The organism is Kitasatospora sp. NPDC088346 (assembly GCF_044740765.1).
Lineage (GTDB): Bacteria > Actinomycetota > Actinomycetes > Streptomycetales > Streptomycetaceae > Kitasatospora.
The window spans coordinates 214,977-235,525 of sequence record NZ_JBIURH010000009.1 but is presented as its reverse complement, the minus strand read 5'-3'; the positions used below and the strand labels follow the sequence as shown (position 1 = coordinate 235,525).

The following is a 20,549-nucleotide window of genomic DNA, read 5'->3' as shown; positions in this document are numbered from 1 at the left end:
GGTGCCCTGCGGGGGCGTGGCGGCGCGGCCGGCGGCCTGGGCGCCGGCGGCCGGGAGGTTCTGCACGGCGCCGGCGCGGGGGCGGCCGGGGCCCCCCCCCCCCCCCCGGGCCCCGGCGGCCGCCGTCGGCCGCCCCACCGCCAGTGCACCGACTCCCGCCGGCCCCGGCGGGAGAGACACGGAGGAGTCCGCCCATGACCAGCACCCTCGAACACCCCATGACCAGCGCCGCCACGGTCGGCGACCTCATGACCCGCCCGGAGCTGCAGGTCAGCGACGATGTCATGGTCGACACGGCGACGGACATCCTGCGGGGTTCCGGCGCCGACCACATCCTGGTCCGCGACGACGACGGCCGCTGCGCGGGGTTGCTGACACGTCTGCACCTGGCACCGTTCCAGGCCCGGTCCTGGTACACCGAGCGCACCCCCGTGCGCGACATCGTCCTCGACCGCGCCCCGTTCGCCACCGCCGACATGCCCGCTGCCACGGCGGCCGTGGCCATGCGCGCCCGTGGCCTGGACGCGTGGCCGGTGGTGGACGACGACGGCCGCGCCATAGGCCTGCTCAGCCTCTAGGCGTATCGACCGGCGTTGTTGACGGGGCCTTGCCGAACACACCGCCGCGCGGCACCGAGTACTCGGGGCAAGTCGGGTCGTCCGGCAGCGTGGCCACCAGTACCGCTGGGAGGGGCAGTTCGGCGGCCCTGGCGGTGGGGTGGCGGGTCGGGCCCGGCAGGAGGCAGGCCCGCTTCGGTGCGGTGTTGACATGAACACCCCAGCGAATTTGGATGGTGGCCACACCTGAACGGTCGGCCATTCTCTGCCGGCGATCCCGAAAACCCGTCACCAGGTAAGGAAGGACAGCCATGCCCTTTCGACGCTCGGCCTTGATGGTCGCCGCGGCAGCCGCGGCCGTGTCGGCGCTCGCGGTACCCGCCTCCGCCACCGAGTCGGCCCGCTCGACGGCGGCGGGCCAGGCCGGCTTCGTCGTGAGCCGGGCCCAGTTCGACGCGATGTTCCCGAACAGGAACCACTTCTACACCTACGACGCGCTGGTCGGTGCGATGAGCGCCTACCCCGGATTCGCGCGCACCGGCAGCGACACGGTCAAGCGGCAGGAGGCGGCGGCCTTCCTGGCGAACGTGAGCCACGAGACCGGTGGCCTCGTCTACGTCGTGGAGCAGAACACCGCCAACTATCCGACGTACTGCGACGCCCGCCAGCCCTACGGGTGTCCGGCCGGAAAGGCTGCCTACTACGGGCGGGGCCCGCTCCAGCTCAGCTGGAACTTCAACTACAAGGCGGCGGGCGACGCCCTGCACGTCGACCTGCTGCACAACCCCGACCTGGTGCGGACCAACGCCCAGATCGCCTGGAAGACCGCACTGTGGTACTGGAACACCCAGAACGGGCCCGGTTCCATGACGGCGCACCAGGCAGTGGTCGCCGGCGCCGGATTCGGTCAGACGATCCGCAGCATCAACGGCGCCGTGGAGTGCGGCGGCAGGAACACCGCGCAGATGCAGCACAGGGTCAGCCTCTACAAGAAGTTCACCCGGATCCTTGCAGCGGCCCCCGGCAGCAATCTGACCTGCTGAGCGGGTGATCCCGAGGAGGAAGTCATGCGCACGCTCCTGACCAGGCTGTTCACCGTCGTTGCCGCTGTCGTGCTGACGGCGGCGCTGCCGAGCGCGGCCACGGCTGCGGGCGCGGCCACGGCCACGGCCACGGCGACCCGCACCGCGTCGGCCGCGGCTCCGGCTCCGGCCGCGGCTCCGGCTGCGGCGGTCAACCACACGGTCACCTTCGTGAACCGTTCCGCACAGAAGCTGTGGATCGGAAGTGGCGTCAACGCCGACGGGTCGAAGCAGTTCGGCCGGTTGCCGGTCCTGGCGCCCGGCCAGTCGGCGACGGTGACGATTCCGGAGACGGCCGCCCCGTTCCACTGGCGGGGGAAGTTCTTCGCACGGCAGGGCTGCGGCGGTGCCTCCGGCAGTACCTTCCACTGCGGGGTGGGAGACTGCGGCCGGTTCGCGGACCACTGCACGACGGGCGAACAACCCGTCAGTCTCGCGGAGTTCAACTTCGACAGCAGGGACGGCAAGGCTCCCTGGTACGACGTGAGCTACGTGAACGCGTTCTCGCTGCCGATCACGATCACTCCGTTGAACGTCACGGTTCCGGCCGCCGGCGGATGCGATACGCGAGGCTGCGGAGCGAACCTGCTGCCCGCCTGCCCGGCCGCCGATCTGCGGCGCTGGCCGGACGGCAGGCCGATGCTGTGCACCAACCCCAGCCGGGACACCCCCAGCGACTACAGCCGTGCGCTCAGCGCGAGGTGCCCCAAGGCCTACACGTGGTCCAAGCAGGACCAGCAGCCGGGCAACCGGGTGATGCAGCAGTGCAGTCGTTGCAGCGGCTTCACCGTCACGTTCGCCGGCGTCGCGTGAGCGTCCCGTCCGCGACTCCGCAAGGGAAATCGTGCTGAGAGGGAGGAACACGGTGCGGCGTGGAATACGCCTGTTGACCGTTCTGCTCGCGGTGTCGAGCTGCCTGATGGTCGGCACGCCGGCCGACGCGGCCGCCGGCGCGGTGAAGAAGAAGGGCGTGAGTGCCTGGAACTTCACCGGCGTCACCCAGGCGATGGCCGACGCCAGGGTCGGCTGGTTCTACACCTGGTCCTCGGACCGCCAGCAGATCAGGCCGCCGGCCGGCGTCGAGTTCGTGCCCATGATCTGGGGTGCGGCCTCGGTGACCGACACACAACTTGACACGGCCAGGCGGGAGGGCAGGACCCTGCTCGGATTCAACGAACCGGACCTGTCCGCCCAGGCCGGCATGAGCCCGGGCCGGGCCCTCGACCTCTGGCCCCGGCTCCAGTCGACCGGGATGCGGCTGGGGGCGCCCGCGGTGGCCGGCGGTGGCGACCGCGCGGGCGGCTGGCTGGACCAGTTCATGAAGGGCGCCGCGGCCCGTCACTACCGGGTCGACTTCATCCCGCTGCACTGGTACGGCTCGGACTTCCGCGCCGATGCCGCGACGGCTCAGCTGCGGAGCTACCTCCAGGCCACCTACGACCGCTACAGGAAGCCGATCTGGCTCACCGAGTACGCCCTGATCGACTTCTCCAGCGGCACCCCGAGGTATCCGACACCGCAACAGCAGGCCGCGTTCGTGACGAAGTCGGCCGCCATGTTGCAGGGGCTGCCCTTCGTCGAGCGCTACGCGTGGTTCACGCTCTCCGCGGACCGCGGCGGCACCGGTCTCTACAAGGGGGCGACGCCCAACCGGATGGGTGCGGCGTACCGCGCGGCCGGCTGAGCACGGGCCCCGGCCGCAGCCGGACGGACGCGACATCCGGAAACACCCTCACGCTGACGGAGGGGCGGAGTCCGGTGGTGCGGCCGTCCGGTGCGGCCCGGGCCGTCAGAGCCGTTCGGGGACGGGGTTGCCGACGGCCTCGATGGCGCGGCGGACGGGGACCTTGAGCAGGACGGCGAAGCCGATCACGAAGAACACCAGCAGGGAGATGATCGCCGAGCGGTAGCTGCCGGTGATCTGGTAGGCGAGGCCGAAGACCAGCGGGCCCATCCAACTGGTGCCGCGGTCGCTGACCTTGTAGACGCTGAAGTACTCGGCCTCCCGGCCGGCCGGGATGAGGTGGGAGAACAGCGAACGGGAGAGGGCCTGGCTGCCGCCGAGCACCAGGCCGATCATGCAGGCCAGTGCGAAGAACCAGGCGGGCTGGTGGGCCGGCATGAGGTACCCGAGCGCGAGGGTGATGACCCAGCCGACCAGGGAGCCCAGGACGGTGCGCTTGGCGCCGTACCGGCGGGCGATCCGGCCGAGCAGCAGCGCGCCGCCGATCGCGACGATCTGGACCAGGAGCACGGCGGCGACGAGCGAGGTCTGCTCCATGCCGAGTTCCTCGCTGCCGTAGAGCGAGGCCTGGGAGACGACGGTCTGGATGCCGTCGTTGTAGCAGAGGAAGGCGCCCAGGTAGAGGAGCGTGAGCGGGTACTCGCGCATGCCGCGCAGGGTGCGGGCCAGTTCGCGCAGGCTGCCGGCGGCGGGCAGGTCCGCCGCCGCCGCGCGCTCGGGGGCGACACCGGCCCGGGAGGGCAGCCGCAGCAGCGGGACGATCGTGAACAGCGCCCACCACAGGCCGGCCGAGGCGAGGCAGATCCGCACGGCGGTGCCGGTGGACAGGCCGAGTGCGTCGTGGCCCTCGAACAGGGCCAGGTTGGCGACCAGCAGCAGGCCGCCGCCCGCGTACCCGTACGCCCAGCCCTTGGAGGACACGGCGTCGCGGTCGTCGGGGGAGGCCAGTCCCGGGAGGTAGGCGTAGGAGAGGGCGACCGACACCGCGTACGCGATGTTGGCGACCACCAGCAGCGCGCCGCCGAGGAGGTAGTGGTCGCCGCCGAGGAAGAACATCCCCATCGTGGCGACCGCGCCGACGTAGGCGAAGCCGCACATCAGCTCCTTGTGCCGCCCGGTGCGGTCCGCGACCGTGCCGGTGAACAGCATCACCGCGACCGACAGCAGGACGGAGAAGGAGACCGTGTACGGGAAGAACGATCCGGCGCGGATCGAGAGGCCGAGCGGGTGCACGTTGCCGGCCGGGTCGGCGGCGTTCTTGGCCACCGTGGTCAGGTACGGACCGAGGAACACCGTCAGGACGGTGGCCGAGAAGGCGGCGTTGGCCCAGTCGTTGATGTACCAGCCGAACTGCATCCGCCGTAGGGCACGGCCGTCGGTGGCGGTTGCCGGGTGGTCCGTCAACCGGTCCGACAGGGGGTCCGTGGTGTTCATGGGGCTCCTGTCTCCGTGCTGGAGCCGGCGCTGCCGTCGGTCCAGCAGCCGCGCTGGTCGAGGACGTCCCGCAGGACGCCGATGTGATCGGCCATGATGCCATCCACGCCGAGGTCGAGGAGAGCCCTGATCCGGGTGGGATCGTCCACGGTCCAGACGTGGACCTGTAGGCCGAGTCGGTGGGCGGTGCGGACAAATGCCCGGTCGACGACCCGCACGCCGCGGTGCCGCTCCGGCACCTGCGCGCACAGCCCGGCGAACGGCGCTCCCCGTCCCCGCAGCAGCGGGCCGGCCAGCGAGCGCAGCCGCAGCCGGGCCACCTCGCGCGGGCCGAGCGAGGTGGCCAGCCGGGGGCCGGCGGCGGCGCGGACGGCGGCGAGGCGGCTGTCGGAGAAGCCGCCGACGCAGACCCGGTCCCAGGCGTTCGTCCGGCGGACGGTCTCGACCAGTGGCCCGACGGCCGGGGCCGCCTTGACGTCGATGTTGAAGCGGGCCGCGGGGAACGAGCCGAGCAGGTCCTCCAGCAGCGGCACCGGCTCGGTTCCGCCGATCCGGGCCTGCCTGACGATGTCCCAGGGCAGTTCGGCGACCGCCCCGGTGCGGTCGGTGACCCGGTCGAGGCGGGAGTCGTGGAAGGCCACCAGCACGCCGTCGCGGGTGGCGTGGACGTCCGTCTCCAGGTAGCGGTACCCGAGGGCCACGGCAGCCTCGAATGCGGCGAGCGAGTTCTCGGGGTGGCCGAGGTCGCCGCCCCGGTGCGCGAAGGCCAGCGGCCCCGGCTGGTCGAGGAACGGGTGCATGTGGTGCTCCGGAGCTGCTGGGAGGGGACCGTCGGGCCCGCGGGGCCCAGGTTGTGCTGCCCGCTCGGACGGTGCCCGGGCCGTGCGCGTTACAGTATTGCGCAGGCTGTCAAGCAGTAACGCCGGGTGGGGCGGGAGCGGCCGTCCGTCGGCCCGCACGGGCGGCATCAGCCACCGTCGCGCCCGCCGTGCCGGACGGTGTCGTGGGCGGCCAGTGCGGCGCGCAGGGTCAGCTGGTCGGCGCCCCGGGCGGCGTCCAGTCCGGTGAGTTCCGTTGCTCTGCGCAGGCGGTAGTCGACGGTGTTGGGGTGGACCTGGAGCCGGGCGGCGGCCCGGCGCCGGTCGAGCCCGCAGGCGAGGAACGCACGCAGCGTGTCCAGCAGTTCGGGGCGCCCGGCCAGGGGGGCGAGCAGCGCGCCGAGCCGGTCCCTGGCCGGGCCCGGGCGGCTCAGCTGGTACTCCAGCAGGACGTCGTCGAGGACGTACAGCCCGGGTCCGCGGCCGGAGACCCGTGCCACCTCCCGTAGCTCGCCCACCAGTCGGGAGGCGTCCGCCACGCCGTCCGGTGCCGCGGCGGCCGCCGCCACCAGCAACGCTGCGCCACAGATCCGGCCGAGGTGTTCGACCAGCCGGGAGAGCCGGTCCCGGTCGGTGGCGCCGAAGTCGGCGGGCGGTGTGTCGGAGGGGATCAGCACCAGCCCGCCGTTGCCGGACAGCACGGACAGCGGGACGCCCGCGGTCTGGCGCTGCAGTTCGTTGCGCAGCCGCCGGAGTTTGCGGCGGGCGGCGACCGCGTGGTTCACGCCGGGCAGCAGCTCGTCGGGGTGCGGTCCCATCGTGATGCCCAGGACCAGGTAGCAGGCCGGCAGCGGGAGTCCGGCCCGGTCGGCCGCGGTCTGCGGGTCACCACCCTCCAGCAGGGTGGACAGCAGCGACTGCCGGGCGACCTGCTCGTCGCCGAGCGCCGCCTGCCGCTCCTGGACGTACCCGGCCGCGACCGCGCAGCTCACCAGCCGGAGGTAGCCGAGCAACCGCTGCTGGACCAGCAGGACGTCCGGCAGGTCGTCCGGTCCGGCGGCCGCGAGGACCTGGGCCGCGCACTCCTGCGCCCCGAAGTGGTAGGCCCCGACGACGGCCTCCAGCGGGACGCCCTCGTCCGCGCGCCGGGCCGACGACTCGCTGATCCGCGCCAGTTCGCCCTCGCCGAGGGGTTCACCGGTGCGCAGCACCTCGGTGAAGGCCCGGATGCCGCGGTCGACCTCCCGGGTGATCTCGCCGCGGAGCTGTTCGGAGGGGAGCGCCCCGTAGGCGGGGACCTGCTCGACGAGCTGGGCCATCACGGCGGGGGCCAGGGCCGCCGCGGCGGTCCTGAGCCGCTCGTGCACGGGTATGTCGCCGAGCCGTGGCGCCGGGTCGCGCTGCGCCGGGTTGGACGCGGTCACAATCCACCTCGCGAATCTCTGTTGTCCGGCCCGGGGACAGGGCGCCGTACCGCGGTCATCATGTTTTCCGGGACGTTACCTACCAGTTGGTAACACGCTCGCCGGTGGACCACCAGAGGTGCGCACACCCTGACCGCACCGTCCACCGGACCCCCACAGAGCCACGCCCGCCCGACCCCGCCCGTCCCCGCCCGACCCCCTCCCACCCCCACCCGCCGGAGGACCGCCTTGCCCGCGCCACAGGCCGCCGCGCCCCCACCTGCCGCCGCCCTCGCCGTCCCCCGGGACACCACCGCGCCGCACGCCCGCCGCCCCGACCCCGCCGGTGGCCCCGTGCGGTGACGGGCGTCGCCCCGCCGGCGCGGGGCCGCCCCGGTACGGGAACGCCGCCGTCGCCCGCCGCTTCGAGCCGCCAGGCGGCGCCCTGACCGTCCTCCGATCCGGCCGACGCCACGGGCCCGACCACCCGTCAGGCCCCGACACGGCGCCGGCCCGACGGCCGCCGCGCCCGCGTCACCCCGCCGTGTCACCCGCCCACGTCACCCCGTCGCGCCTCCGCGCGGCGGTGGCCGCGGGGCCCTGTACCGCCACCAGATCCCGTTGATCCCATCCCACGAACCGGGGGAGAAATGCGCAGGAACACGTCTCGGCTGCTCGCCGTCGCCGTCACCGCCGCCATGGCGGCATCGGCCGTGGCCGCCACCGCAGGCCCGGCCGCCGCAGCCGCACCGCAGGCTTCGACGGCTTCGGCGAGCGACCCGTTCTACACCTACGACGGCAACGTGCCGCTGGCCTCCCTGGCGCCGGGCACCGTGCTGAAGACCCGGACCCTGGCGTACCACCTCGTGGGGCTGCCCACCCCGGTGAAGGCGATCCAGCTGCTGTACCGCACCACCGACGCGCAGGGCCGCCCGGCCGCCAACGTCACCACGGTGGTGCGAAGCCTGACGGGCGACGGCAGCAGGGCCGTCTCGTACCAGTCGTTCTACGACTCCCTCAACCCGCAGGACAGCCCGTCCCGCGCCGTCGCCGGCAACCTCACCCTCGGTGGGCTGATCCCGAACGCCGAGGCGCTCTTCCTGGTGCCGCTGCTGGCGCAGGGCTACAACCTCGTCATCCCGGACACCGAGGGACAGAGCGCCGACTTCGCGGCCGGACCGGAGTACGGGACCAACACCCTGGACTCGATCCGCGCCGCGACCAGATCCGCCGACACCGGCATGAACGCCGACACCGCCTTCGGGCTCATGGGCTACTCCGGCGGTGCCATCGCGACCAACTGGGCGGCCGCACTCGCACCGAGCTACGCACCCGACGTCAACGGCAGGCTGGTCGGCTTCACCGAGGGCGGCCTGCTCGTGGACCCGGCCCACAACCTCAGGTACGTCGACGGCTCGCTGGTGTGGAGCGGTGTCATCCCGATGGCGGTCATCGGGGTCTCCCGCTCCTTCGGCATCGACCTCAAGCCCTACCTGAGCGACTACGGCCTGTCCGTCTACCAGCAGTTGGAGCACGGGTCGATCGTCGACGCCGTCGGCCACTACCCGGGGCTGACCTGGAAGAAGATGGCGAAGCCGCAGTACGCCGACCCGAACTCGGTGCCGGCCTTCCTCGCGGCGGTGAACCGGATCAACCTCGGCTCCGCTCCCACCCCGACCGTCCCCGGGGACATCGCGCAGGGCAACGGCGGCGTCCTGGAGGGCACCTTCGGCAGCCCCTCCGGCATCGGGACCGGCGACGGGGTCATGGTCGCCGGGGACGTCCGGGCCCTCGCCCGGCAGTACTGCGCCACCGGCGACGGAGCGATCAACTTCCGGCAGTTCGACCTGCTCAGCCACGTGGGCGTTCCCGTCGTCTGGGCACCCCTCGCCCTGGGCTGGCTCAACGACCGGTTCGCGGGCCGCACCGCGCCCTCCGACTGCGGCCACATCCCCGCCGGGAACTCCCTGGACCCGGAGCAGCCGGCGCCGACCTCCTGACGACCTGCGCCCCTCACACCCCCGTACTCCCGAGGCCCCGCCGCACCCTGCCCCACGCGGCGGGGCCCGCCCGCGCCCCGGGCGGTGCCCCCGGGGCGCTCACGCCGGAGCCGACCGGCGACGTCACCGGCGTCCGGATGCCGACGGTCTTGCGGGCGCGTCGACCGGCACGGGCCCGGGTTCAGGCCTTCGGTCCAGATGCCCCGTCGACGGCCGTGGGCTGGGTGGTGGGCGATCGGCGGTCCGTCCGGTGAAGCGTGACGCAGGTCACCGCGAACGCAGAACCCGGGTGCCCCGGTCGGCGTCTGGCTGGTGTGAGATCACGCAGGAGAGCATGGGACGAGCTGGACGAGGAACGCCTCGTCCGGCTGGTGGCCAAGGGCGACCGCCGGGCGTTCGACGAGCTGTACCGGCGGACGTCGCCGTGGCTGGCGGTGCGGTTGCGCCGCCGTTGCGCGGACGAGCAGATCGTCGCCGAGGTCATGCAGGAGACCTACCTGGCGGTGTGGCGCGCGGCCGGCGCGTTCGCCGGGAGCGCGGTCGGCGGGACGGCCGTCGGGTGGCTGTGGACGATCGCGGCGCGCCGTCTGGTCGACGCGTTCCGGCGCCGGGCCCACCACGCCGAGCCGCCGGTGGCCGCCGCCGAGCGGGCGGTGGTGCCCGCCGCGGAGGACGAGGCGCTCGCCGGGACCGTCGGCGGTGACGTCGGCGACGCGCTGCGGCGACTGGCGCCGGAGCTGCGCGAGGTACTGCAGGCCACGGTGCTCGACGGACTGTCCGTCCGGGAGACCGCCGTACTGCTCCAACTGCCCGAGGGCACGGTCAAGACCCGTGCCCGGCGGGCCCGAATCGCGATGCGGGAGACGCTGGCATGAGCGGGGAACACGCGTCGATCAGGTTGATCGACGCCTACGCGCGCGGTGACGCGGCGATGGCCGCGGACACGATCTGGGCCCTGGAGGCCCACCTGGAGACCTGCGCACCGTGCCGGGGGCGGCTGGCGGCGTCCGTGGCCACCGCGGCGCCCGACATCGCCGCGCTCGTCGACACCGTCCGGGCCGGTCTAGAACCGCAGTTGGACGCGGCCGGCCGGGCGCCCCGGCGGCGGTACCGCCCACGGTGGGTGCCGGCCTGGCTGACGCCGACCATGACGCCGTGGCTGGCGATGACCCTCGTCGTCACCCTGACGGCGCTGCTGCTGGACGCGGTCGCACCGCCGACGTTCTTCGGCGACGTCTCGCCCGTCGTCCCGATCGCGCCCGTGCTGCCGCTGTGCGGTGTCGCCGCCTCGTGGTCGCGCGGCCTGGACCCGGCGCACGAACTGACGGCCTCCACCGCCCGGGCCGGCCTGCCGCTGCTGCTGCGCCGCACCACGGCGGTCCTCGTGGTGGTGCTGCCCGCGCTCCTGGTGGGCGGATGGCTGACCACCGGGACCATGACGGCCGCCCAGTGGCTCCTGCCCTCCCTGGCCTTCACCTCCACCGCCCTGGCCCTGGGCAGCGTGTTCGGCGTGACCCGCGCCGCCGCCGGGCTGGCGCTCGCCTGGGGCGTCGTCGTGGTGGCCCCCGGGTGGGTCACCGGCCGCGTCCCGTCGGCCCTCACCTACCTCCTGCAACCGGACCAACTGCCCCTGTGGGGCCTGCTCCTCGCGCTCGGCACCGGCGCCGTGATCGCCCGCCGGGACGCGTACTCGACGCTGTGAAACCATCCCCGACCCCCGAGAGGGACCACCGCATGACACCCATGACGAGCGCGGCCGACACCGCGCCGAAGACCTACGCCTGGGAGATCCGGGCCGACGGCCTGAGAGTACGGGTCGGACGCAGGAAGATGGCCGTCGACGGGCTCGACCTCTCCCTGGGCCGCGGCGCCCACGGCCTGCTGGGGCCCAACGGCGCGGGGAAGACCTCACTGATCCGGGCACTGGCGACCGTGCTGCGACCGGCCGACGGCGAACTGGAGCTGCTCGGCACCTCCGTGCGCACGCTGGGCGACCACCGGGCCCTGCGCCGTCGGATCGGCTACCTGCCGCAGGACTTCGGCTACTACAAGCGCTTCACCGTGCGCGAGTTCGTCGAGTACATGGCCTGGCTGAAGGAGGTCCCCAAGGCCGACGTCCCCGCAGCCGTCCAACGGGCCGTGGAACGGGTGGGACTGGCCGACCGCGCCGACCACCGGATGAAGACCCTGTCCGGGGGCATGGTGCGGCGGGCCGGCATCGCCCAGGCGATCGTCAACGACCCCGAACTGCTGCTGCTGGACGAGCCGACGGCCGGCCTCGACCCGGCGCAGCGGCTGCGCTTCCGTGAACTGCTGCAGGAACTTGGCCGCGACACCTGCGTGGTGGTCTCCACCCACCTGGTCGAGGACGTCGCGGCCGCCTGCTCCGACGTGGTGCTCTTCGCCGAGGGCCGCCTGGTCTTCCAGGGCACGCCGGACGACCTCGCCGCCGCGGGCGGCCCCGAGTTCCCCGGCGACAGCCCCCTGGAGCGCGGATACTCGGCGCTGCTCCGCACCTCCGGGCAGCAGGGGGGCACCTGGTGAACTCCCGTGTGCTGCGCATCGAACTGAGGCGCTCGGTCGCCCCGTGGGCCGGTGTCGTCGTGCTGGGCGGCAGCCTGGCGGTGTTCTGCCTGATCGACGGCATCTGGTGGAAGGGCACCGCGGGCTGGTCGGCCCAGTGGACCACCATGGCCATGTGGACCCGCTACCTGCTGGCCTTCTGGTGGCCGCTCACGGTGGGCCTGGGGGCGGTGTACGGGCTGCGCGAATCCCGTTCCCGCACAACCGAGTTGCTGGCGACCACACCGTTGCCGGCCTGGCGTCGCGCGGCGCTGCCGGCCGGGGCGGCGGCGCTCTCGCTGGCGGCAGGCTTCGGCCTCCTGGTCCTGGTGGGCGGGGTCCAGGTGGCGCTCGGCCCGACCACCTACACGTCCCTCGGCTGGCTGCCGATCTCGCTGGTCGCGGCGCTGGCCCTGGTCGCGGGGGCGGTGTTCGGCATGGGCGTCGCGCGGACCCTGCCGTCCGTGCTCACCCCGCCGGCCCTGGTGGTGTTCTTCCTGATGCTGACCAGTCTCCTCCTGCGGGAGAACAGCGACGGGGCCCTGCCGTCGAGCGTCGCGCCGAACCGGCTTGCCCAGCTGTCCCCGGTGACCACGGAGCCCCGGGAGATGCTGCTGACGCTGTCCGGTTCCGTGCACGTCGGTCAGACGCTCTGGCTGCTCGGCCTGCTCGCCACCGGCTTCGCCCTGCTGGCGGCCACGACCCCGCGGGCCCGGCTGCTCGCCGTGGTCCCGGTGCTGGCCGGCGCGTTGCTGGCCCTGCTGGTCCTGCCGGCGGCGGCGCGCGACACCTATGTGGTCGACAGGGCCGCCGCGGCCCCGGTCTGCGACGGACCGGTGTGCGTGACGCGGGCGAACGGCGCCCGCCTGCCCGAGCTCGCGACGCGCGGCAAGGACGCGCTGCGCGTGCTGCACGACGTCCTGGGCGGCGACGCACCGGCCTCGGTGCGGGAGGACACCGTGCTGCGCGCACTCGGCGGGGAACGCTCGCTCTCCGGGGACGTTGTCCTGGTGGACTTCGACGAACGGCTGTTCGTCGACGCGACGGGCGAGCGGCTGACCCGCGCGCTGATCGGCCAGGGGCTGGTCCCGAACTGCTACGGGAACAGCGACCGGGAGGGCGGCGGGCAGGGCACGGTCGCCTCCCAGAGCATCGCCGTGAGCTGGGCCTTGCATGATTCCCGGCTCCAGCCGCTGCAGGACAAGGGCAGCGACACGTACTCGCTGCAGACCTGGGCGGCCGCCGAGGTGGGCTGGCAGCGGCTGACTGCGCTGCCACCGGCCGAGCAGCGGGCCCGGATCGCCGCCGTGCACGACGCCGCGCTCGCCTGCTCGGTGGGCGACGGGCTGCTGGCGCCGGCGGGGGAGGGGCCGCGATGAAATGGCTGACCCTGTACGCCCGTTCACGGCAGGTGCCGGTCTCGGCCGTCGCGGTCGCGCTCGTCGCGCTGGCGGTGTGGGTCTTCGACGGCCCGGGCCCGGAGGACCTGGCGACCGCCGTCCTGGTCCTCACCGCGAGCGTGGCGGCGGCCTCCGTGGGACTCGGCGGTCCGGACGTCGTGCTGGAGCGGACGGCCGCGATCCGGTGGCTGCCCCGCCGGGCGGCGCACGTGCTGCTGATCGGGGTGTGCGCCGGTGCGGCGCTGCTGACGGTCCAGGCGGCGGGAGCGGAGCTCGCCCCGTCCGGGGTCGTCGTCCGGGACAGCGCAGGCCTGGTCGGCCTGGCCGCGCTGGGCGCCACGGTGTTCGGGGCGCAGTTCGCCTGGACCCTGCCGACGGGCTGGCTCGCGGTCACCCTCGTCGTCCCGACGCCGGGCGGCAGGGTGGGAGAGGTGGTCAACTGGATGATCTTTCCCTCGGACACGACGGCGTCCGGCGCGGTCGCGTGGGCCCTGCTGGCGGCCGGCACCGTGGTGTACGCCGTGGCCGGCCCGAGGCGGTGACGGGCGCGCCCCGATGGTCATCTTCGGTCCCTGTCACGGAAGTTAGGGGTTGGACGGGGACTGGATGGCATGTTCATTACTCGTGTGCCGACGTACAGTTGGTCCATTCCACTGTCCGCTCAGCGGACATCGTCCAGGAGGAGTGCTCTTGTCGACCACGCAGCACAAGCGGGGCGCCGGACGGGTGTTATCGGCGCTGATGGCGGCGGTGTGCGGGATCATCACCGCCGTCGCGCTCGGCACCACCCCCGCGGCGGCCGCCGACCAGCGCCACGCGATCTACGCGATCGCCCACCGCGTCGACACCCTGGCCGGTGTCGACGCCGCGCTCGGCCACGGCGCCAACGCCATCGAGATCGACGTCTGCGCCTGGTGGAACCCGAACGAATGGCGCGCGTACCACGACTGTTCCTCGGCCGGTGACAACAGGCTGGGGCCGAGCTTCGACAGCATGATCGACCGGATTGTCTCCAACGCCAACTCCGGACGCCGGCTGGCCCTGGTCTGGCTGGACATCAAGGACCCCAACTACTGTGGGGAGCAGGAGAACCGCGGGTGCAGCGTCGCCGGACTGCGTGACAAGGCGCAGCGGCTGACCGCCGCCGGGATCCAGGTCCTCTACGGCTTCTACGAGTACCACGGCGGCAACACGCCGGACGTCGGCGGCCGGGGCTGGAAGAGCCTGGAAGGCAGGCTCGGCGCCCTGGAGGGCATCACCACGACCGGCAGCCGCGACCAGGTCCGGGGTGCCTTCAACCGCTCCGGTTCCGGATTCCCCAACGGCCGCCGGGTGATGGACTACGGCGACAGTGACATCACCAAGGGCTTCGGCAACTGCACGGAGGCCGGCCGCAACACGTGCGCCGAGCTGAAGAAGGGCGCCGCCGACCGCGCCGCCGGACAGCTCGCCGCCACGCTCTCCTGGACGACCACCTACAACGACCCGTGGTACGTCGACAAGCTGCTCGGCGACGCCCGCGTGGACGGCATCATCGCCGGCTACGGTGCGTTCACCGGGGTGCGCGAGTACGACAACGGCTGGCAGTGTGCCAACGCCGTCAATCTCGTCCGCGACTGGGTGAACCGCCACAGCGGCACGCACCGCATGGCCACCAGCGGCGACCGTCTGTTCAGGTGACGGACCGCCCCGCCCCCGGCATCGCGGGGGCGGGGCGTCCTCCGCGTCCCGGTCGCCGGGTGCGTGTTCCACGCCCGGCGCCGGGTACGGGCGTCATCCGCTCGCGGCGTCGTCGGCCTCCCAGCGCAGCAGGTCGCCCGGCTGGCACTTGAGCACCTCGCAGAGGGCGGCGAGCGTCGCGAAGCGCACCGCCTTGGCGCGGCCGTTCTTGAGGACGGCCAGGTTGGCCGGGGTGATCCCGACGCGGTCGGCGAGCTCGCCCACGGACATCTTGCGCCTGGCGAGCATCACGTCGATGTCGACGGTGATCGGCATCAGATCACCTCGTCCAACTCGGCCTTCAGCTGGGCCGCTTCGGTGTCGCGCGCGACGGCCTGGGCGAGCAGCATCCGCAGCACGAGCACGATGAGCGCGACCCCCAGGATGGCCACTGCGATGCCGGCCATGATGACGGTGACGCCCGGGTCCTCCCGCTGGCCCGGCGCGTTGACGGCGGTGACCGCGAACCACAGCAGGGCGATCGCCACGATCGAGCCGATCACGCCGTCCACGTACCGGAAGGCGGCGTGGGAGAACACGGTTCCGCGCCGCACCATCGCCACCAGCCGCCAGACGCAGACCAGTGCGACCTGGGCCGACACCATCCCCAGGATCGTGATCACCCGCAGCGAGGTCAGCGGCAGCGACCCGTCCTCCGGATCGGTGGCCAGGGCCCACACCAGGCCCGCCTGCACGAACACGGTGCCGGCGAGCACCACCACGAGCACGGCGCGCAGCGCGCGCACTGTCAGTCTTCCCACGGCCCATCCCTCCATCGAGTTGCGATGGGAATCTATCGAATTTCGATAGGCCGGGCAAGCGCGGACGTGCTTCCGTGCCGCTGCCCTCCGGCGGTCGTCCGCGGGAGGGCAGCAGCGCACGGACCCGGGCGGGCCAGGGGCCGGTCAGGTGGTGATGGTGGCGACGGGTTCGAGACCGTACGTCCGGGCGTAGCCGTTCTCGGTGCCGACCAGGAGGTCGACGACCTCGAAGTAGCGGTCCCAGAAGGGGGTTTCGCGCAGGGCGTCGACGAGGAGCCGGTAGGCCCGGTGGTCGTCCGCCTCCCAGACCCAGACGTCGGTGACGCGGGCGGAGTAGAACTCCGTGTCGTAGAAGCGCGAGCGGACACCGGTGGTCCGGGCCTTGATGACCGGCAGGACCTGGGTGGTGAAGGCGTGCGCGCGTTCCTGGACGGTCAGGGCGAGCCACTCGGGTGTGGTCTTGACCAGCATGAACGCCGTGACCGGCGGTTCGGTGAGGTCCGTGGGCATCGGGGTGCCTCCAAGGGGCGGGTGGTGGTCCGCGGGCTTCAGGAGAGGACGGCGGGCTTGAGGGTCTCGGCGCACCACTGCGCGAAGCCGGTAGGTGAGCCGGTGGCCGGGGTGCGGGCGACGCCGGCGTCGAGGCCCGCGTCCTTGGCCCGCTTCATGTCGACGAGGGCCTGCACGAACTCCTCGTTCAGGCCGTAGCCGACGAGGGTGGTGTACATCTCGTCGAGCGGCTCGCGTTCGTAGCGGACCGGGCGGCCGAACTGTTCGGTCATGATGCGGGCCAGGTCGTTCGGGGACAGGTCCTGCGGCCCGAGGACCGGGACGCTGCCCGTGCCGGTCCACGAACGGTCCAGCAGCAGGCGGGCGGCCGCGGCCGCGATGTCGGCGACCGCGACCAGGGGGGCCTTGCGGTCGGCGTCGACGACATCGGTGAAGACACCCCGCTCGCGGATCGACTCGGCCTCCTCCAGCAGGTTCTCGAAGAACGACGGGTTGGCCAGGGCCCGGTAGGCGACGCCGCTGCCGGCGATCAGGTCGTCCATGGCGAGGGACGCGGTGACGAGACCGGCCCGGTCGGCGAACGGGGTGCCGCGGCCGAGCGCGGAGACGCCGACGACATGGCCGACGCGGTGGGTGGCGAGCGCCTCGACGGCGGGGCGGGTGAAACCGCTGAAGCCCTCCTCCGGAGTGAGGGACGCGTCCGGGGGGACGAGCCAGAAGACGGCGTCCGCACCCTCGAAGGCCCGGTCGAGGACCCCGGCGTCGCCGTGCGAGCCGGTGACCACCTCGACGCGGCCCCGCGCCGCGTCCGGGAGCCGGGCGGGATCGCGCACGATCACCCGCAGGTCCTCACCCGCGGCGGGGGCGGACTCCAGGAGCCGGGAGAGCAGATGACGGCCGATGTTCCCGGTGGGAGCAGTGATGACGATCATGAAAACCTCGTGGGTCGTGCCGGTTCGGTATGACCTCATCCTGCTGAGAACCTCCGTGCTGCCACAATGGGAACTTCAGCACGGAATCATTGACGGAAATGGAATGATGCTGGTGAGCAGCCCGGATCCGATCATCGACGCCAATCTCGCCATCGCGCTGGACGCCCTGCTGGCCGAGCACAGCGTCACGCGCGCCGCGGCGCGCCTGCACACCTCGCCCGCCGCCATGAGCCGCACCCTCGCCCGGCTGCGCCGCGTCCTCCAGGACCCGGTCCTCGTCCGGGCCGGACAGACCATGGTCCCCACCCCGCGCGCCCAGGCCCTGCGCGAGGAGGCCGCCTCGGTGGTACGCAGCCTCGCGGCGCTGCTCAGCCCCGGCGCGAGCGTGGACCCCGCCAGCCTCCGCAGCACCTTCACCCTCCAGGCCGCCGACCTGGTCGGCGCGGCCCTGGCCCCCGGGCTGCTGGACCTGGCCGGGCACGAGGCGCCCGGGGTCTCGTTCCGGATCCGGGCCGAGGAACTGGAGGCCGGCCCGGCCCTGCGCGACGGCCGGATCGACCTGGAGATCGGATGCATCGACCACGTGGACCCCGAGACCCAGGTCGAGGAACTGGTCAGCCTCCGCATGGTGGCGGCCGTCCGGCCCGGCCATCCGCTCACCGAAGGGCCGCTGACCCCGGCCCGGTTGGCCGCCGCCCGGCACGTCGCGGTCAGCCGCCGCGGCCGGTTCACCGGCCCCCTCGACGCCGCCCTGGCCGAGCACGACCTCCACCGGCGGGTCAGCGTCGTCCTCCCCAGCCACCTGGCCGCGATGACCCTCGCCGCCCGCAGCGACATCGTCTGCCTCGTCCCCGCCGCACCCCCCGGCGCCGCCCCCTCACCGCTCTCCCACGACGCCGACGCCCTCGGGCTGCACCTCCTCGACATCCCGCTCACCCTGCCACCGCTGACCATCGGCATGGCCTGGCACCCCCGGCACACGGCCGACGGTGGGCACCGCTGGCTCCGTGACGCCGTCCGCCGGACCCTCTGCCCACCGGCGGAGCAGCCAACTCACCGACCGGCAGGGGGAGGTGGGTGATCGTGCCCGCGACGGTCGCCGGCCTCGCCTTCACCCGGCCGACCGTCGACTGGGTGCTGTGCCTCCTCGGCATCGCCGGGTTCTGCGACGTCGGACACCTGGCGGGCGCTGGCGATGACGGTGAGCGGCCTGTTCGTCCTGTGGGGCCCGCTGGTGCTCGACCAGGCGGAACCGCAGGCCGCGCCCGCGGAGCTGCCACCCCCGCGCACCGGGAACGCCCGGGCCCACGCCGCCCCCGCCCACGTCCACGTCCGAGCCCACCCCGACGCCTCCGTCCGGCACGGTCGGTCAGTTCCCGCTCCGGCGGTAGTAGTCGACGGAGACCCTGACCGGGCCGTCGCCCGGTGCGGCGGAGAGCAGGCGGACGACGGCGAGGTCCCGGCCGTCCTGGCCGCGGACGCAGAAGGCGCGGCCGGCGAGGTCGGCGAAGCCGAGGCGGGTGGTGGGCCGGGTCTCCAGGCCCTTGAGGCAGTCGGCCGTGCCCAGGCGGGTGTCCTGGCCGAGGTGGGCGTCGTTGTTGTCGGCGACCAGGAACTCACCGGCGGTGCGGCTGACGTACCAGGTGGCGGTCTCCTCCGGGGTGACCGTCCCCGATGCCAGATCGAACTCGTAGCCGTGGTCGGGCGAGACGAGTTCCCGCCCGGTGTACACCGCCGTGTAGCCAAGGGCGGCCGCCGGTGTGCTGGGGGCCGGTGACGGCCCGCCGGTGGGGGTCGGCGCGGGTGTGCCGCCGGTGGCCGGTGCGCTCGCGGCCGTCGGGGCCTCGGCCGGGTACGCGTCGTCCGCGCCGTCGTCGGATCCGTCGGGGGGCAGCGCGTAGGTCCCGGCGATCCCGAGGAGCAGGGCCAGGGCGGCGATCACGGCGAGGGCGGCGGTCGGCTGCCGGGAGCCGGGAGCCGCGGCGGGCCGAACGCCGGTCGGCGCGGGACGCCGGCGTCGTCGGCCGCGCCTGCTCGGCCGCTTCGAGGCGGGTCGGGGTGGGGAGCACGGCGGTGAGTGCTTCGGCGGGGGCCTGCGGGAGGTCGGTGCGCCGGCGGATCTCGGCGCGGACGTGCTGCGGCAGCCAGCCGTCGGTGAAGCGGGGCTGCCCGCCGAGGGCGGGGTGCCGGTGGATCGCCTCGATCAGCTGGGCGGTGGTGGGACGGTCCTCGGGCCGCTTCGCGAGGCAGCGCCGGACGAGGTCGACCAGGCCGGGCGGGAGGACGGTCTGTTCGGGCAGCGGACCGTGCCGGTGCACCACCTCGTGGAGGGAGGGGCCGGGGACGTACGCGGTGGCGAGCCACGGCACGGCGTCGTCCGGGCCGGCGTCGACGACCTGGGCGGTGTAGAGGCCGTGGATGAGGCGGGCGCTGGCCACCTCCTGGGCGAAGCGCTGCCGGAACTCGGGGTCCTCGGCGAGTTCGGGCCGGACGACCTTGAGCGCCACGGGACGGCCGCCGCGGGTGTGGGACAGGTACACCCGTCCCATCCCGCCCGCCCCGAGACGCGCGGCCAGGCGGAATCCGCCGACCTCGGCGGGGTCGTCGGCGGTCAGGGGCTGGAAGGCGGCGGCGGGTGCGGTGCCGGCTCGGTGTGGGTGCATGCGGTGCTCTCTCGGCAGGATCGGGGTGGGGCGGCCGGGGAGGACCCCGCCGCCGGGAGGGCGGTCCCGCCGGACGCTCCTCGCGTCCGACCGCCGGGGTGGGGTGCGGTGTGCGGCGGTGGCCGGATGTCACGGCAGTTTATAGACGGCGTCAGGAATTTCGACCACCACCTCGCGTCGAGCGCGGCTGGATTGGAGTGGTCGCCGGGCGGTTGTGCCACAAACGTCCTGGTCGGGTGGTCGGAACAGGGTAGCAAGGTTACTGACGAAACGATCAGATCACGGCGGGGACAGTGGCCGGCGCGGCCGAGTAGGGTGGTGGGCCGTGGCCAGTCGCAGAACATCAATCCTGGAAGCCTCCGCGCGGGTGATCGCGCGCCGCGGTGTCCGCGGCCTGCGGGTCGAGGAACTCGCCGCCGAGGCCGGCGTGTCGACCGCGCTGATCTACTACCACTTCAAGGACCGCACGGGGATCCTCCGCCAGACGCTGGAGTTCATCAACGACCGGGCGGAGCGCTACACCACCGAGCGCGATCCGGGTGCGCCGCCGCTGACCGCGCGCGAGGAGCTCGACCGGACGCTCCTGCTGGAGTTCCAGGACTCGCCGGAGGTGCGGGAGAACAGCACCGCCTGGGGCGAGCTCCGGGCCAGCGCCGTCTTCGAGGACTCGCTGCGCGAGGACCTCGCCAGGGCGAGCCTGGTCTGGGTGCAGGAGGTCGCCGAGCTGCTGGGCCAGGTGCGGCCGATGACCCCGGCCACCGCGCTGGCCTCCTCGGCGGAGCGGCTGACGGCACTGGTGGAGGGCCTGAGTGTGCGGTGGCTCAGCGGCAGCCTGCCGCTGACCCACGCGCGCGCGCTGATGGCCGAGGCGATCGAGGTCGAGGTGGAGCGGCTGGGCCGCTGACCGCGGCCGGTGAGGTGCGCCCGGGTTGCCGACCGCGTCGGCGGCCCGGGCGTTCGGCTG

General features: G+C 73.5%; 21 protein-coding genes and 1 pseudogene. 13 read left to right on the top strand and 9 right to left on the bottom strand.

The window, feature by feature from the left end:
• Positions 1 to 194: 194 nt before the first annotated feature.
• The 4 genes from ACIOFR_RS15670 to ACIOFR_RS15655 all read left to right on the top strand — a co-directional run bounded on the left by ACIOFR_RS15670 (position 195) and on the right by ACIOFR_RS15655 (position 3,323).
• Positions 195 to 578: an HPP family protein gene (locus ACIOFR_RS15670; RefSeq protein ID WP_400996924.1), complete on the top strand. Its 384-nt coding sequence runs from the start codon at positions 195 to 197 to the stop codon at positions 576 to 578.
• Positions 579 to 868: 290 nt separating this feature from the next.
• Positions 869 to 1,600 carry a chitinase gene (locus ACIOFR_RS15665; RefSeq protein WP_400996922.1) on the top strand — a complete coding sequence of 244 codons (732 nt, stop codon included), beginning with the start codon at positions 869 to 871 and terminating at the stop codon, positions 1,598 to 1,600.
• Between the two features lie 24 nt (positions 1,601 to 1,624).
• Positions 1,625 to 2,452 carry a thaumatin family protein gene (locus tag ACIOFR_RS15660; RefSeq protein ID WP_400996920.1) on the top strand — a complete coding sequence of 276 codons (828 nt, stop codon included), beginning with the start codon at positions 1,625 to 1,627 and terminating at the stop codon, positions 2,450 to 2,452.
• Between the two features lie 73 nt (positions 2,453 to 2,525).
• Positions 2,526 to 3,323: a glycoside hydrolase family protein gene (locus tag ACIOFR_RS15655; protein ID WP_400996918.1), complete on the top strand. Its 798-nt coding sequence runs from the start codon at positions 2,526 to 2,528 to the stop codon at positions 3,321 to 3,323.
• A gap of 105 nt (positions 3,324 to 3,428) precedes the next feature.
• Here the strand turns inward: ACIOFR_RS15655 and ACIOFR_RS15650 are convergent, their stop codons facing one another.
• The 3 genes from ACIOFR_RS15650 to ACIOFR_RS15640 all read right to left on the bottom strand — a co-directional run bounded on the left by ACIOFR_RS15650 (position 3,429) and on the right by ACIOFR_RS15640 (position 7,059).
• Entirely contained in the window at positions 3,429 to 4,817 is a 1,389-nt protein-coding gene (locus ACIOFR_RS15650) for an MFS transporter (protein WP_400996916.1), read from the bottom strand.
• Positions 4,814 to 5,617, bottom strand: coding sequence for a glycerophosphodiester phosphodiesterase (locus ACIOFR_RS15645; protein WP_400996914.1), 804 nt, complete (start codon positions 5,615 to 5,617; stop codon positions 4,814 to 4,816). Before ACIOFR_RS15645 ends, ACIOFR_RS15650 begins: the two co-directional genes overlap by 4 nt.
• A gap of 167 nt (positions 5,618 to 5,784) precedes the next feature.
• A complete protein-coding gene (locus tag ACIOFR_RS15640) occupies positions 5,785 to 7,059 on the bottom strand; it encodes a PucR family transcriptional regulator (RefSeq protein ID WP_400996911.1) in 1,275 nt (424 codons plus the stop codon).
• 629 nt (positions 7,060 to 7,688) lie between these two features.
• Between ACIOFR_RS15640 and ACIOFR_RS15635 the strand changes: the two genes are divergently transcribed.
• The 7 genes from ACIOFR_RS15635 (at position 7,689) to ACIOFR_RS15605 (ending at position 14,680) form a co-directional block, all read left to right on the top strand.
• Positions 7,689 to 9,038 carry a lipase family protein gene (locus ACIOFR_RS15635; RefSeq protein ID WP_400996908.1) on the top strand — a complete coding sequence of 450 codons (1,350 nt, stop codon included), beginning with the start codon at positions 7,689 to 7,691 and terminating at the stop codon, positions 9,036 to 9,038.
• Positions 9,039 to 9,352: 314 nt separating this feature from the next.
• Entirely contained in the window at positions 9,353 to 9,913 is a 561-nt protein-coding gene (locus ACIOFR_RS15630; protein ID WP_400996905.1) for an RNA polymerase sigma factor, read from the top strand.
• A complete protein-coding gene (locus ACIOFR_RS15625) occupies positions 9,910 to 10,740 on the top strand; it encodes a zf-HC2 domain-containing protein (protein WP_400996903.1) in 831 nt (276 codons plus the stop codon). Before ACIOFR_RS15630 ends, ACIOFR_RS15625 begins: the two co-directional genes overlap by 4 nt.
• Before the next feature lie 32 nt (positions 10,741 to 10,772).
• Complete coding sequence (locus ACIOFR_RS15620) at positions 10,773 to 11,582, top strand: ABC transporter ATP-binding protein (RefSeq protein WP_400996901.1); 810 nt, start codon at positions 10,773 to 10,775, stop codon at positions 11,580 to 11,582.
• A complete protein-coding gene (locus ACIOFR_RS15615) occupies positions 11,579 to 12,979 on the top strand; it encodes a hypothetical protein (RefSeq protein WP_400996898.1) in 1,401 nt (466 codons plus the stop codon). The genes ACIOFR_RS15620 and ACIOFR_RS15615 overlap by 4 nt, the downstream gene beginning before the upstream one ends.
• On the top strand, positions 12,976 to 13,542 hold the full coding sequence (locus tag ACIOFR_RS15610) for a hypothetical protein (RefSeq protein WP_400996895.1): 567 nt from the start codon (positions 12,976 to 12,978) through the stop codon (positions 13,540 to 13,542). The genes ACIOFR_RS15615 and ACIOFR_RS15610 overlap by 4 nt, the downstream gene beginning before the upstream one ends.
• Before the next feature lie 199 nt (positions 13,543 to 13,741).
• Complete coding sequence (locus tag ACIOFR_RS15605) at positions 13,742 to 14,680, top strand: phospholipase (RefSeq protein ID WP_400996893.1); 939 nt, start codon at positions 13,742 to 13,744, stop codon at positions 14,678 to 14,680.
• 93 nt (positions 14,681 to 14,773) lie between these two features.
• On the opposite strand, the gene ACIOFR_RS15600 is transcribed toward ACIOFR_RS15605, so the two are convergent.
• The 4 genes from ACIOFR_RS15600 to ACIOFR_RS15585 all read right to left on the bottom strand — a co-directional run bounded on the left by ACIOFR_RS15600 (position 14,774) and on the right by ACIOFR_RS15585 (position 16,922).
• The gene (locus ACIOFR_RS15600; protein WP_345704599.1) at positions 14,774 to 14,995 is read right to left on the bottom strand and encodes a helix-turn-helix transcriptional regulator; all 222 of its coding nucleotides are present in this window, start codon (positions 14,993 to 14,995) and stop codon (positions 14,774 to 14,776) included.
• Entirely contained in the window at positions 14,995 to 15,480 is a 486-nt protein-coding gene (locus tag ACIOFR_RS15595) for a DUF2975 domain-containing protein (protein ID WP_400996890.1), read from the bottom strand. Before ACIOFR_RS15595 ends, ACIOFR_RS15600 begins: the two co-directional genes overlap by 1 nt.
• A 144-nt stretch (positions 15,481 to 15,624) precedes the next feature.
• A complete protein-coding gene (locus ACIOFR_RS15590) occupies positions 15,625 to 15,990 on the bottom strand; it encodes a darcynin family protein (protein WP_400996888.1) in 366 nt (121 codons plus the stop codon).
• Between the two features lie 38 nt (positions 15,991 to 16,028).
• Positions 16,029 to 16,922: an NAD(P)H-binding protein gene (locus ACIOFR_RS15585; protein WP_400996885.1), complete on the bottom strand. Its 894-nt coding sequence runs from the start codon at positions 16,920 to 16,922 to the stop codon at positions 16,029 to 16,031.
• A 103-nt stretch (positions 16,923 to 17,025) separates the two neighbouring features.
• Between ACIOFR_RS15585 and ACIOFR_RS15580 the strand changes: the two genes are divergently transcribed.
• Positions 17,026 to 18,003, top strand: coding sequence for a LysR family transcriptional regulator (locus ACIOFR_RS15580; RefSeq protein ID WP_400996883.1), 978 nt, complete (start codon positions 17,026 to 17,028; stop codon positions 18,001 to 18,003).
• A 288-nt stretch (positions 18,004 to 18,291) separates the two neighbouring features.
• Here ACIOFR_RS15580 and ACIOFR_RS15575 read toward each other — a convergent pair whose 3' ends face one another.
• Together ACIOFR_RS15575 and ACIOFR_RS15570 are read right to left on the bottom strand one after the other, a co-directional pair.
• Positions 18,292 to 18,654 carry a hypothetical protein gene (locus tag ACIOFR_RS15575; RefSeq protein ID WP_400996880.1) on the bottom strand — a complete coding sequence of 121 codons (363 nt, stop codon included), beginning with the start codon at positions 18,652 to 18,654 and terminating at the stop codon, positions 18,292 to 18,294.
• Between the two features lie 547 nt (positions 18,655 to 19,201).
• Positions 19,202 to 19,585 (bottom strand): annotated as a pseudogene (locus ACIOFR_RS15570) (serine/threonine protein kinase); the annotation flags it as partial.
• A gap of 325 nt (positions 19,586 to 19,910) precedes the next feature.
• Between ACIOFR_RS15570 and ACIOFR_RS15565 the strand changes: the two are divergent.
• Entirely contained in the window at positions 19,911 to 20,489 is a 579-nt protein-coding gene (locus ACIOFR_RS15565) for a TetR/AcrR family transcriptional regulator (RefSeq protein WP_400996877.1), read from the top strand.
• The last annotated feature ends 60 nt before the right edge of the window (positions 20,490 to 20,549 follow it).